Origin of the sequence: Natronosalvus halobius (genome assembly GCF_024138145.1) — an archaeon.
Classification (GTDB): domain Archaea; phylum Halobacteriota; class Halobacteria; order Halobacteriales; family Natrialbaceae; genus Natronosalvus; species Natronosalvus halobius.
In genome coordinates this window covers 728,260-741,637 of the sequence record NZ_CP099997.1, presented here as the reverse complement: position 1 = coordinate 741,637, position 13,378 = coordinate 728,260, and the positions used below count along the sequence as shown (strand labels likewise).

Annotated in this window: 11 protein-coding genes; 4 read left to right on the top strand and 7 right to left on the bottom strand. The window is 61.8% G+C overall.

The genetic code is table 11. The annotated features are described in order from the left end of the window. Positions 1–19: 19 nt before the first annotated feature. On the bottom strand, positions 20–478 hold the full coding sequence (locus NGM15_RS03600; protein ID WP_253435356.1) for a universal stress protein: 459 nt from the start codon (positions 476–478) through the stop codon (positions 20–22). Between the two features lie 309 nt (positions 479–787). Here NGM15_RS03600 and NGM15_RS03595 point away from each other — a divergent pair, with 309 nt between their 5' ends. Further along, complete coding sequence (locus tag NGM15_RS03595; RefSeq protein ID WP_253435353.1) at positions 788–1,834, top strand: NAD-dependent epimerase/dehydratase family protein; 1,047 nt, start codon at positions 788–790, stop codon at positions 1,832–1,834. Between the two features lie 211 nt (positions 1,835–2,045). After that, positions 2,046–3,497, top strand: coding sequence for a 2,5-dioxovalerate dehydrogenase (xacF, locus tag NGM15_RS03590; protein WP_253435350.1), 1,452 nt, complete (start codon positions 2,046–2,048; stop codon positions 3,495–3,497). A 122-nt stretch (positions 3,498–3,619) separates the two neighbouring features. Here xacF and NGM15_RS03585 read toward each other — a convergent pair whose 3' ends face one another. The 6 genes from NGM15_RS03585 to NGM15_RS03560 form a co-directional block, all read right to left on the bottom strand. Further along, entirely contained in the window at positions 3,620–4,408 is a 789-nt protein-coding gene (locus NGM15_RS03585; protein ID WP_253435346.1) for a sugar phosphate isomerase/epimerase family protein, read from the bottom strand. Positions 4,409–4,595: 187 nt separating this feature from the next. Continuing rightward, the gene (locus tag NGM15_RS03580) at positions 4,596–6,068 is read right to left on the bottom strand and encodes an arylsulfatase (RefSeq protein ID WP_253435343.1); all 1,473 of its coding nucleotides are present in this window, start codon (positions 6,066–6,068) and stop codon (positions 4,596–4,598) included. A 720-nt stretch (positions 6,069–6,788) separates the two neighbouring features. Further along, complete coding sequence (locus NGM15_RS03575; RefSeq protein WP_253435340.1) at positions 6,789–7,007, bottom strand: DUF8074 family membrane protein; 219 nt, start codon at positions 7,005–7,007, stop codon at positions 6,789–6,791. Between the two features lie 136 nt (positions 7,008–7,143). Beyond that, complete coding sequence (locus NGM15_RS03570; RefSeq protein ID WP_253435338.1) at positions 7,144–7,926, bottom strand: IclR family transcriptional regulator; 783 nt, start codon at positions 7,924–7,926, stop codon at positions 7,144–7,146. 162 nt (positions 7,927–8,088) lie between these two features. Further along, entirely contained in the window at positions 8,089–9,132 is a 1,044-nt protein-coding gene (locus NGM15_RS03565) for a zinc-dependent alcohol dehydrogenase (RefSeq protein ID WP_253435336.1), read from the bottom strand. Between the two features lie 425 nt (positions 9,133–9,557). Further along, positions 9,558–10,469, bottom strand: a complete 912-nt coding sequence (locus NGM15_RS03560; protein WP_253435333.1) for a Gfo/Idh/MocA family protein — start codon at positions 10,467–10,469, stop codon at positions 9,558–9,560. Between the two features lie 1,084 nt (positions 10,470–11,553). On the opposite strand from NGM15_RS03560, the gene NGM15_RS03555 reads away from it, so the two are divergent. Both NGM15_RS03555 and NGM15_RS03550 read left to right on the top strand, forming a co-directional pair. Beyond that, positions 11,554–12,423, top strand: coding sequence for a ParA family protein (locus NGM15_RS03555; protein WP_253435331.1), 870 nt, complete (start codon positions 11,554–11,556; stop codon positions 12,421–12,423). Further along, positions 12,420–12,926: a DUF7970 domain-containing protein gene (locus NGM15_RS03550; protein ID WP_253435328.1), complete on the top strand. Its 507-nt coding sequence runs from the start codon at positions 12,420–12,422 to the stop codon at positions 12,924–12,926. Before NGM15_RS03555 ends, NGM15_RS03550 begins: the two co-directional genes overlap by 4 nt. The last annotated feature ends 452 nt before the right edge of the window (positions 12,927–13,378 follow it).

Genomic DNA, 13,378 nt, shown 5'->3' with positions numbered 1-13,378 from the left:
GACGTGCCTCCCGCTCGCGTCACTCCGCCTTCGTGACGACGTACCCGTCGAAGTTGAGGATGACCGACTGGGCCGTATCTCCGAACAGCGCCTTCCCGGTCGGGCTTCGTTTACGTCCCAGGAGGAAGACGTAATCGCAGTCGTTCGCCGCCGCGACCTCGAGAATCGCGTCAGCCTGGTCGTCGTCCCCATCCACGTACCTCCCGACCGCTTCCGTCTCGAGGGGGAGATCGGTGAGGAGGTCGTTGATCGCGGTCCGGGCGACTTTTTCCGCGTATTCTCCGGGGTCCGGATTGAAATCCGAGCGTTCGACCCGATCGATCGTGCCGAGCACGTCGACGTCCTTCTCGTACTCCGATTCGGTCACGACGGTCAACACGAGCAACGGCGCGTCGGCCGCGGCCGCGAGTTCGCCAGCCTCACGGATAACCTCGACGACTGCATCGCTCGAGTCCGTCACCACGAGTGGTCGTTCCATGCGGTCACATCGCACATTACGTACTAATCACTTGTGACGGGGGTGAAACACGTTCGGTCCTCGGCTGGCAGCGCTCGAGAGGTAATCGATCGCCTTGATTCAGTTCTGCTGGTATTCTCGTCAGTTCTGCGCGGTAATCTCGTCAGTTCTGCATGTCACCCTGCAGTTCAGGACTGTGCGTTCGCGGATGGACGTGACCCGGGCTCCGTCCAGGTCCAGGTCCAGGTCCAGGTCCAGGTGGGCGGTAGCTTTATAGTCGAACTCGCGTTCTCTCTGGACGAAGCAAAACCCCCTGACACACAGAGAGTTATGAGTGACGGAAATTCGATTTCATCGACGGTAACGAGCGAAGCACAGCTAGAGGACCTCCTCTCCGAACCCTACCCCGAGGACGTCGAATTCGCGGAACGGCTCGAAGGCGACGTCATGGTTCTCGGTGCGGGCGGAAAGATGGGGCCGACGCTCATCAGACGGATGCTCAGAGCGATCGGCGAGGCGGGATCCGATTCGACGGTGTACGCCGCCTCGCGGTACTCCGATTCCTCCGTCGAGGAAAAACTCCAGTCCTGGGGGGCCGAGACGATCCGGGCGGACCTCCTCGAGGAGGGCGCACTCGACTCGCTTCCGGACTGTGAGAACGTCATCTACCTGGTCGGCATGAAGTTCGGAACGACCGGCCAGGAGCCAAAGACCTGGGCGATCAACGCCTACCTTCCTGGACGCGTCGCGAGCCGATTCGAGGATTCGCGGATCACCGCGCTGTCGACCGGGAACGTCTACCCTCCGGTGCCGGTCGACTCCGGCGGCTCGGTCGAAACCGACGAGACGGGGCCGGTGGGCGAGTACGCTCAGTCCTGTCTGGGACGCGAGCGCGTCTTCCAGCACTTCGCGAAGGAGAACGGAACGCCCACGTGTCTATTGCGACTCAATTACGCCGTCGAGTTGCGCTACGGCGTGTTGCTCGACCTCGCGAAGCGAGTGTACGCCGAAGACCCGGTCCCGCTGGAGATGGGCCACGTGAACGTAATCTGGCAGGGCGACGCCAACTCGGCGTGTTTCCGCTCCCTGGCACTGGCCGACTCCCCCGCGGAGATCCTGAACGTCACCGGGCCGTCCGTCCTCTCGGTTCGCGACCTCGCCGAACAGTTCGCCGACGAGTTCGGCTGCGAGGTATCGTTCGACGGCGAGGAGAAGGAGACCGCGCTTCTCAACGACGCGAGTCGGTGCAACGAACGGTTCGCGGTCCCGAAGATGCCGGTCGACGATGTCGTCGAACTCGTCGCTTCGTGGGTCGAACAGGACGGTCCTACCCTCGGAAAACCCACGAAATTCCACGTGAGAGACGGCGAGTTCTGATCCGAACGCCGTGGTATCGGCTCCAGTTGCCAATTCGACGACCGTCCTGCGGATGCGAACTAAAATCCCACTCTCGATTCGAGTCCGGAACGGCTGTCCCGAGTGAACCAACACGTCCACACGCAATACTCTCGAGCGAACCAACACGTCCACACGCAATACTCTCGAGCATCGAAAACGTGTAGTCGTTCGCGTCGGTACTGACGAGTGGATGGTCGACACCTATCTGAACTTCGTCGACGGGACATGGACCGAAGCGTCTACCAGCGAAACGTTCGAAAACACGAATCCAGCCGACGTGACCGACACCGTCGGCGTCTTTCAACGATCGGGCGCCGCAGACGCCGAACGAGCGGTAGCCGCGGCCAACGCGGCCAAAGACGAGTGGGCCGCCACGCCGGGCCCCGAGCGCGGGCGCATCCTCCGAGAGACGTCGAACCGCCTCGCAGATCGCAAGGACGAGGCGACGACGGCCCTCGTCAGGGAAGAAGGGAAAACCGAGCCCGAAGCGGCGGGCGAGGTCCAGCGGGCGATCGACATCTTCGCCTACTACGGTGAGAAGGCAGCCGACATCGGCGGCACGGTGAAGTCCTCGAGCAGTCAGGACACCCGCCTGTACACGGTCGACGAACCGCTGGGCGTCGCGGCGTTGATCACGCCCTGGAACTATCCGATCGCGATCCCGGCCTGGAAACTCGCACCGGCATTGGCCGCCGGCAACACCGTCGTCTTCAAACCCGCCTCGCTCGCCCCCGACGTCGCGAGGATCCTCGTCGAGTGTCTCCAGGACGCCGGACTGCCTGACGGCGTCGTCAACTACGTCACCGGCCCCGGGAGCGAGGTCGGGTCGACGTTCGCGACCCACGAGGATGTCGACGCCGTCTCGTTCACCGGCAGCGCAAACGTCGGCGACACGGTGCATCAGCAGGCGACCAAGGACCAGAAGCGTGTCCAGCTCGAGATGGGCGGCAAGAATCCAGTGGTCGTCACCTCCAGTGCCGATGTCCAGGAGGCCGCCGACATCGCCGCGGGCGGCGCGTTCGGGGTAACCGGCCAGGCCTGCACTGCGACCTCGCGGGCGATCGTTCACGAGTCGCTCTACGACGAGTTCGTGGAAGCCGTCGTCGACCGGGCGGAATCGCTGACGGTCGGCGACGGCCTCGACGGGGCGGACGTCGGACCGCACGTGAGCGAGAGCGAACTCGAGAGCACCCTCGAGTACGTCGACGTCGGGAAGAGAGAAGGCGCGACCCTCGAGACGGGCGGAGAGCCCCTCACCGAGGGCGACCACGGGAACGGCTACTACGTCGAGCCGACGGTGTTCTCCGACGTCGCACCCGAGATGCGAATCGCCCAGGAGGAGATTTTCGGCCCCGTTCTCGGCGTTATCCCAGCAGCGACGTACGACGAGGCCGTCGAGATCGCCAACGACGTCGAGTACGGCCTGTCGGCCAGCATCGTCACGAACGATCTCCGCGAGTCGAACGCGTTCGTCGACGACGTCGAGGCGGGCGTCGTCAAGGTGAACCAGCAGACGACGGGGCTGGAACTCCACGTCCCCTTCGGCGGCATGAAAGCGTCCTCGAGCGAAACCTATCGCGAGCAGGGAGACGCCGGTCTCGACTTCTTCACCATCAGCAAGACGGTGTACGTGGGCTATTGAGGGCTGAATACCCGATCACACGCCTCGAGCGACTGATCCCGTCGTCGTTGTTTTGGACGAGTCTCGAGAGAGCGAGAGACGTCTCAGGGAGGAGGTACACGCAATCCAGTGGGACGCTACGGTCAGCAGCCGTGATCCACGGTCTCTGCTCGAGCACGACTGTCTGCGAACGTGGCACTGCCACGTTCGAGCGACGCGAGGGGCTCCTCGGTGAGGCCGTTTTCGCAGATGAACCACTCGGCACCCACCGACGCCGCTGCTGACGCGCAGGCGTCAACGTCTACGGCACCGTCCCGGACGTCGACATGAAGGAGGGACTCGTCCCCTGGTACCGTGTCCGTGAGGTGAACGAGCGGCGCGTTCCCCGCCGTTATCTCGAGCAACTCGAAGGGGTCGTAGCCGGCGTGAGCCGCGAGGCCGACGTCCGGTTCGAATCCGAAGCGCCCGTCGGCGCAGTCGACGAACCGCTCGAAGGCGACTCTCCCGTCGACGACGTCGAACTCGAACGTGTGGTTGTGATAGAGCAGGTCGAGGTCGTGTACGTCGAGTTTGGTGGCGACCTCGGCGAGGCGATCCGCGGCCGCTTCGATCCCCGCGACCGATTGGAAGGCACTTGCGTCGTACGATGGAACGACGACCCTGGAAGCGTCGACTGACTTGCACGCGCTCACAATGTCGTCGAATTCGTCTTCGATCCGGTCGACGCCGACGTGTGCACCGGCGACGACGATGTCCGTCTCGACGAGTGCGTCCACCGTTCGCTCGAGCGCCGATTCGTCCGCGAAGGAATCGAAGTGAGCGTCGTAGAGTTCGACGCCTTCGAAGGTGGTGTCAGCTACGCGCGAGAGCGTCTCCCAGATCGGTTCCTCGAGGCCTCTCAGCGTGTACAGCTGTATCGCCGTGCGTACCATACTCCGAAGATGTCGAGGTGGGGTAAAAAGTACTGTTGCACGGTCATCTCTGTCGAGAGTTCTTTCTTGCGAGTTCGACCCACTGACCGAACGTCGTGGTGTCGGACGCGTCGAAACGAGCCTGGACCCGTCCTCGAGTTACTCGTCGACGGCCTCTCGATGGTGGACTCGAGGCGTGAGTCGACAATCAGCTGTCCGAACTGCAGTCGTCCGGATCCCCGATATCGCCTGGCCCAGCATCTGTCGAGACGAGTGTCCCGTCCTCGACGAACCCCTCCGGTCTTCCCGCGAGCCGGTCGATCATCGTGATCCGGGCGCGCTCGAGATCGCTCGCGTGTTCGGCCTCGCTCGAGAGGTCGCGCTCCTCTCCCGGATCGTGTGCGAGGTCGAAGAGCAGTTCGCTGTCGGTTACGGGGTTCCAGACGTACTTGAACCGACCGTCGACCAGGTACTGGGTGCCGTTCTCCGGATCGTAGCTGCCGGCGGCGTGCTCGCCGTGATACCACTCGCGCCAGTCCTCGCGGTCCGGGTCGCGAACGAGATCCAGCAGGTTTCGTCCCTCGACGGCATCCGGAACGTCGACGCCCGCGACCGACAGGAGCGTCGGCATCACGTCCTCGAGTCCCACGGGCCGATCGATGAGCTGCGCTTGTGGGAGTTCCATCGAGTCGGGGAACCGAAGCAGGAGCGGGACGCGAGCCGAGCCTTCGTAGGCGTAGGTCTTTCGCCACATGTGGTGGTCTCCGAGCATCTCACCGTGATCGGAGAGGAACACGACAAATGTGTTCTCGCGTTCGCCGATCAGGCGGAGTTTTTCGAAGACGCGTTTGATCTGATGATCGATGTGGGTGATGAGGCCGTAGTAGGCTGCCCGCGCCCGGTGAACGACCGTCGGCGGCAGATCGGCGACCCAGGCGCTGATCCCCGGATAGTCGGGTATCTTCTCGCCGTGTTCGTCGTCGATCCAGTCGCCCATGTACGGCTCCGGGGTGTCGCGGTCGACGTACATGTCCCAGTACACCTGCGGCGGGTCGAACGGCGTGTGCGGGCGGACGTAAGACAGGTTGAGGAAGAACGGGCGGGTATCGTCTCGCTGGTCGAGGAACTCGATCGCTCGCCTGGTCGTCCAGTTCGTCGGGTGCTGGTACTCCTCGAGGTGCCACGGCCGCGAATCCCAGGAGTTTCGCCCAAGCCCGTGGGAAAGTTCGTCGCACAGGCCGTCGGTCTCTTGCTCGAGCCAGCGAGCGTAGTCGTCGTCCGGGTGGGCGTGGAGCGCCTCGTGCTGATCCATGCTCTCGAAGCCGACGTGATTGCGAATCGGGAGCGAGTGGATCTTGCCGGTGAGCTTGGTCTGGTAGCCTGCGTCGCGAAGTTCCTGGGGGAGCGTGTGCTCGAATTCCCACGGCGTCGTCACCCACCCGGGCGCGCCGTTGGTGTACGGCGTCTGCCCGGTAAGCAGTGATCGGCGTGCGGGAATGCACGATGGGGCGGGCGTATACGCCCGGGTAAACATCGCCCCCTTCCGGACGAAGCTGTCGATGTTCGGCGTGTGGATGAGCGAGCGGCCGTCGGCATCGGTCGGCGCGTGCGGATCAGCCCCGATGCAGTCGCCCCGATGCTGATCGGTAACGATACACAGGATGTTCGGGCGCTCCGACATACTGCACGTCACTGACGGGGACACCATAAGTCTACGTCTCTGTCAGCCTCAACTCCGCGGCCGTTGCGGTGTGTTTCTCCCCTCCCGTGCTTGCGCCACAACGGCACACGCATGCCGAGCGTTCCCGATTGGGAACGGCCGGAATCGGAACTACAAACGACGTCGTATGACACATATCGGGATCATCGGCAACGGATTCGTGGCCGAAACGCACGCCGACACGTTCATCGACCGAACGAACCTCGAGGCGACGCCCAATCGCTCCGTTAATGACTTCCTGGAGTGACGTCGACGCCGTCGAAGCGGCCTCCGAGTCACAGCGTTCGACGAGCTAGGGCTCAACAAGCCAGTACGCGCGGGACTATCCCCAGCACCCCTCGTCCCGGTGACGGCCAGCCCCAACTCGGCGACTCTCGATTCACGACCGAACGGTCCGGATCGGAGATCGACGACTAGTGATCGAGGGCCCCTCTCGGTGGTACAGTTCTCTCGACTTCAGGAGCGGCGATTTTCTCCTCATTCGAGCCGTTACTCGAGTGGCGACCACCAGCAGGTGCTCGCGAGACCGGGCGAGGGCGGAACTTCCGAACAGTCCGGAACGGAACTGATCTAATATTCGAACGCGGTACCAAACTGCTAGTCCTCTCCCCGGCGTCGACTGACGAGCGAAGCCGGATGAACGCTATCGGTTTCGCCCATCAGTTCAAGCTTGGAAAAGCACTACGTCTCACTCGGTTTCGGCTCTTCGTCCTCGCTCACCATCGTCAAACGGTGTTGTACGTAGAACCGGAAGTAGATCGTCCAGATCAGGGCGAACACGAGCATGATTCCGAAGAACGGTGGCCCCTCGACGTCGTATGTCATCACCACGAATCCGCCGCTGATCAGGACGCCTAGATTGTACATGAACATGGCCACGTCACCTATCGTGAGGTTCATGGAATACGTAGTCGGGAAACCCGTAAAAATAAGGGGGTTCTTCGAGCGTGCGTTCCTCCGATGAGGAGACGCGTTCGATCCGGAATCCCGGTCCTCGCCGTGTGATTACCTCGAGTCCTCGAGTGGGCGAAGGGGATCACAGCGACGTGAGATTGATCTCGACGACGTTGACGCTTCGCCTGATCATCTCCGAGAGGTCGCCACGAAGCCGATCCTCGCCCATTCGGCTGGCCGGTCCGATGACGCTCAACGCACCCAGCACCGTCCCCGACTGGTCCGTGACCGGCGCACCGACGCCGACGAGCCCCTGTATCGTTTCCCCTTCGTTGTACGCGACACCGCGCTCTCTCACCGCCTCGAGTGTCTCGAAAAGGTCGTCGGTATCGGTAATCGTTCGGTCGGTCTGCTGGGCCAATCCCCGTTCATCAACGATCTCCTGGACGCGCCCTTCGGGAAGGTGAGCGAGGATCGCTTTGCCGACGGCCGTGTGGTGGAGTTCGCTCCGGTAGCCGACGTGCAGCGGCGTCTGTACCGCCTGCTCGCCGTATGCGACGTGGAGGCAGACACCGACGCTGTGTTCTTCGACGGTGAACAGCGCCGTCTCGCCGCTCCGTTCTGCCAGCTTGTCGACCTCCGTTCGAGCGATACCGAGCGTCGAAACCCGCGATTTCGCCTGGTGTGCGTCGTCGAGAAAGCAGAGGCCGAGGTGGTACGTTTCGTCGGCATCCTTGATCACGTAGTCGTTCGCCTCGAGCGTCGCGAGGTGATTGTGGACGGTCCCCTTCGTGACGTCGATTTCCCTGGCGATCTCCGTAACTCCCGCTCCGCCCCTCTCGCGAAGGACTTCGAAGATTTCCAGCGTCGTCTGCACCGCCTGAATCCGCTTTTTCTTGCTCGAGTCCTCTCGTCGCTGGGGCATATTCACGCGATACATTCCCGGTTCCCTTAACTGTTCATCTCTGGTAAACCGCTGTGATTCGAGGGTTGAGATTGTAGTCGTCTCGTCGTCTCGTCGTTTCGTTGACGAGGAAACCGGAAACCGGAAATCAAACTCTAATAACCAGAAACCGGAACCACCTCGCTACGGCCGAAGAACTGCCTTGACGACACCGTCGCGCCGTTCTCGAACGGTCTCGAGCGCCGTCTCGAACTCCTCGAGCGGAAACTCGTGCGTGACGACGCCGTCGATCGTGAGGTCGTCCCGCCGAAACAGCTCGATCACTTCGTCGACTGCGTGAGAGGCCGTGACGCCGCCGACAACGGTTAGTTCCTTCGCGACGATCTGGTCCGGGTCGAGTTCCTTTCGCTGGCCGAAGACACCTGTCAGGACGATCTTTCCCTGCTTGGCGGCGCTCCGAACGCACGTGTCCAGGACGTCACCAGCCCCGGCGGCCTCGACACAGACGTCGACACCGCGCCCGTCCGTGTGTTCCATAATCGCCTCGACTGGGTCCTCCTTGTAGACGTTAACCGTGCGCGTCGCCCCGAGGCGTTCCCCCGCCTCGAGTCGTGCCTTGCGGGTGCCCGTCAGGACGATGTCCTTCACGCCCTGTGCTCGGAGGAGTTGCACCCCGTAGAGACCGAGCGACCCCGGCCCGAGGACGGCGGCGGTGTCGGTGAACGACGTCTGAATGCGCTGGAGGGCGTGGAGCGTACACCCCGCCGAGTCGATCTGGCTCGCCTCGACGTCGGAGACGTCGTCCGGAAGCGGGGTCACCGTATACGCCGGCCAGGCGGCGTACGTCCGATAGCCGCCGTCGACCGTAAATCCGATTTCCTTCAGGTCCGTACACTGGTAGTACCGGCCGTCCCGACACGCCTCGCAGGTGCCACAGTAGACAAACCCGTGGAGTGCGACTCGCTGACCGACCTCGAGGTGGTCGACGCCCTCGCCGAGTTCGACGACCTCACCGGCGACCTCGTGACCGAGCACGACCGGGTAGTCGGTCCACGGCGGTCCCTCCCCCTCGATGAGGCCGACGTCGCTCCCACAGATTCCGATCGCTCTCACGCGAACCAGCGCCTCACCAGGTGCTGGTTCGGGAATCTCGCGTTCTTCGGCCCACACGTCGCCGGTTCCGTCGGTGACGACCGCCTGTTGTCCCTCCGTTCGATCGACGCTCATGTTGTCACGATCACCTCGTTACCGTGCTCGCTCGCGTCTACGGCCGCCGCGCGAACGGCGTCCGAAGCGGCAATTGCGAACGACGGTGGAAGGGCATCGTCCGGTTGACGGTTGCCAGTGAGGAGACTGCTGCTATCGCCGATAGTCCTGATCAACGAACCGATCACTCCTGGAGCGCTGTCCGTGTGAATTGCTTCCATAGTCCGGCTCAATCTGGTGGTGACGCTCGATGTCGATAATACTACCGATACACCAACTCCTCTCGGCATGGCAGTTCGCGCCGTGCTGGTTTCGGGACGCGTCCCGTTCACAGAAATCCGGCACGACCGCAAGGCCAACCGGGCTCGACGAGACGAAGAGAAGAAAAGAGAACGACACTCTCATGGCCTGTACTCGGCTTCGGATCTCAATTCTCGCGAGTGGCGTCAGTAGTAGGGCTGGTAGTCGTCGAGGAACGCCCGCCCGTCGACATCGTAGGCCGCTAACGAGTCGGACGTCGGCGTGATCGTTCGGCCCTCTTCGAGTGCGGCGTTCGCCCCGAGCAAGAGAGTCGCAGCGTCGAGCATTCGTTCGCCGGCCGCGTCACGCGCCCCAGTTATGGCCTCGACGAACGCGTCCAGGTAGCCCCGGTACATCGCCTCCAGGTCGACGTGAGTGGTTTCAACTTCCTGGATCACCGTCTCGTCGCCGACGCCGACGAACGTGAACGTTTCGCGGTTGCTCGCCCCGACGCGGTTGCTCGCCCCGTCGAGATGAATGGTCGCGTGCGAACCGTCGACGAAGACGACGTCGACAGAACGACCCGGGCCATCGGCAGGAGCGACGCTCGCCCACCGATGGTCGACGAGAAAACGGATCGCGTCGACGACGTGACAGCCGTAGTAAAACGGGTCACCGTATCCGACGCCGTAGAATAGCCAGCCGTCGCCGGCAACCTGAATCGAGCGAAGAGAGGGATGGTACGGCACTGCAGAGCCGCCGAACAGGGGCGTCTCGTTGGCGGCCGACCGGATCGCTCGAACGTCCTCAAGCGATCCAACGACCGGCTTGTCGATCGCCGTCGGAACGGCGTCCCGTAGAAAGGGGACGGCGAGGTCGCGGTGCGTGGTCCAGTCCAGGGTCAGAATCATGACTGCGTCGACGTCGTCGGCCATCTCGAGCGGTTCGTCGTACAACGTCGCTCCGTTTCGTTCACCGTAGGCTCGAGCATATGCTCGATCTCGAACGGCTCCCCCGTCCCAGACGGCCGCGAGCGAGGTTTCCGGGTGGTTTCGTATCGCCATCGCATACGACTCGGCGTGGCTCGTATCTAACCCGACGATGCCGATTTTGATCATCACCGGCCACAGACGGTTCATCGGTTTAAATTGCTCGCGAATAGTGAGGCAGTGCTGAGAGAGCACGCAGAATTTGTATAGCTTAATGAAGTTTATCTCGAAGTGGTTTATATATTGAATCGGCCGAATTGTTCCTGCTCACAGGGGATTGCGACCGAAGCGTTCGCGATTGGGACGGCACCGGACAACCTGGAAGGCCCAGGCTGTTGCTGGAGACTTTGATGTTCCTCCCGCCTCGTTGAGCGTATCGGTCGTAGGTCGAACATCTGTCAACCCCCAGGCGTTCCAGAGTTGCTCTCCTCCAGAGACTGGCTAATTCGAGAGCCGAAATGTGCTCGAGGCCGACACCTGTAGTCATAGTCCAATTCGATACTGGGGAGATGTCGTCTCGAGACCGGGGGAACGTGACTGCCCAGTGGCAACCACTTGTCTCGCGAGCCTCCGCAGGCCGCTATGCACGTGTTGCGATGTGCAGACGTACACGAAGCCTCCCGACGTGAGCCGAAGCTCGGCGGTGAACCGGCGGACAGGAAATTAGTCCGTAGTTTACGCGAGTCCGCGTCATTCGAGCAACGCCCCCCAGCAGAGCCCGTGCCGTGATCTCGACTGACTCGATTTCCCTCCTCGGATCGCATTCCCGAGTTGAGATACTAGCCCGTCCTGAAGTCCCAACAGTTCCTGGGGCGCGAGAACTACCGAGGGCGCCTGTGCCGCCTTGCTAATCTACCCATTCTGAGCTACCACAACGACCTGAGCATCCTTCCGAAGAAAAGCCACTCGAGGTAGCTACCTCAGGCAACCTAACCAAGGTGGCTATCCCACCAATTTAAGCTGTCATACCTGAACCGCCTACTCCAACTAGTATGTCTATCAGACCTAATTCATCTATCTAGGCTAGTCTGCCTACTTGAGCTAGTGTGCCTACTCGACCTATTGCACCTATTTCACCTCGGGAAGCCTCCTACGGTAGTTTTATGCAGGCCACGTGAGACGGTGTAACCGACAAGCGTGATGGTCCAGAAACGAAGAATAGCCACAATAGGTGACTATTCCAACATTCGATTCGAAGCACGGAGGGTCGCACATGAGTGACGCAGAAAAGACTCGCGCAGTCAGCGTCGTCATCCTGAAAGGTGGCGTCGGGAAATCAACGATTTCGATGAACCTCGCGCGTCAACTGACCGAACGCGGCCGAGTTCTGTTCGCCGACCTGGATCCGAACGGTCACGCGACGAACGGCCTCGGATTCGGAGACGCCTATCGCGACGAGCTCACGCTCGGCGACGTGATTCTCGATAAGGGAGACGCGACCGCCGGCGACCTTATCGTCGAGACGTCGTTCGGGTTCGACCTCCTCCCGTCGTCGAACACGCTCGAGGACGTCGAAAAAGACCTCGCCGGTGCCCTCCAGGGGTCGGCCAGGGTCAAGACAAAAATCGTCGACCCTCTCCTCGGCGAGCGCTACGACTACATCGTATTCGACTGCCCCGCGTATCCAGGAATGCTCAACAACAACGCGCTGGTTGCCACACAAAACGTCATCATCCCGCTCGAGCCAGGATCGAGTTCGATCGGCGGATACAAGCGAACGATGGATCGGCTCATCAAACCAGCGCGGGAGTACATCGACATCGAGGTCCTGGCGCTGGTGCCGAACAAGCTCCGCGAACGGATCGACCAGCGGACCGAGGATCGCGAACTCCTCGAGAACCTGAACACCGCCGAGGCGACCCAGGGAAAGATCCCGAACTTTGCGCGGATTACGCCGGCGGAGTTCGACGCGATCGACGACGGCGAGATGCAACCACCCAAACCGGGGGTCCGATACAGCGCAGCACTGTCGAAGTCGCTCAAAGCCCACCAGCCGCTCCTCGATTACGACCCGGAGAATAGCCAGGTCGAGAACTTCGAGGAACTCGCGTCGATCGTCGCGAACGGAGGTGTCGAGCGATGAGTGACGAGAACCCGTTCGATGACCTCGGTGGGCTCGAGACCGAGGATACGAGCCCAACGGACGAACAGCCCGAGCCAGCGACCGAAGCCGCTTCGCAGCCGTCGTCCGACTCATCGTCGACCGATCGAGTCCAGTCGGACGAGTCCAAACGGGAGGCCACGGACGATGACGCGGGTGCTGTGATGAGTACGGACCAGAACGCGGGCACCGACACTGGCACGGACGCGGACATCGACACAGGCACGGACGTGGACACTGAAACGGATACGGACCTCTCGGGCCCGTCGTTCGAGTATGCCGAGGTCCAGCAGCGACCGCTGTACGTTCGTGAACGCACGTGGGAGGAATTCGAGGACGCGATCGGAATTTCCGTAGTTCCCGAGCTGCGACGAGAGAGCGTTCGGGACGAAGCGAAACGCGAGATACACGATGCCGTCATCACCCTCGCGGTGGAAGAACCGGAGCGACTGGTCGAAATCATCCTCGAGCGTCGGCGAGACTGAATTTTCGCTGACTCTTCGTCCGGTTCGCTAGTCATTCCAGCGGATTCGAGAAACCGTTCGTCCCAGGAGCCCGTTCGTATCGAGAAAGCGTTCGTCTCAGGAGGCCGTTCGTATCGAAAAAGCGTTCGGAGAGCGTGAGAATCTTGTCAGTCGTACCGGGATGCTATACTCTCACCTACCTACCGCTTTGCTAGACTAGCGGGGAATAAGATAGCTCACTATCGAGCACGTGCACGATTGCTCCGAAAGAGCAGCAAACATGGGTAGACATGTCTGACGACTCTCGACAGTGCACGTTTCGATCGATAGAACCGCGATTCGGATCGATAGGGCGTGATATGGAGCGAATACAACCCATAACCGACATTGGTGGCGCTTACAACATTCGAAATTCTGGACGAGAACGCTCGTGATGCAACGGCTGCGTCGCCACTACTCTCGCTAGCTCAATT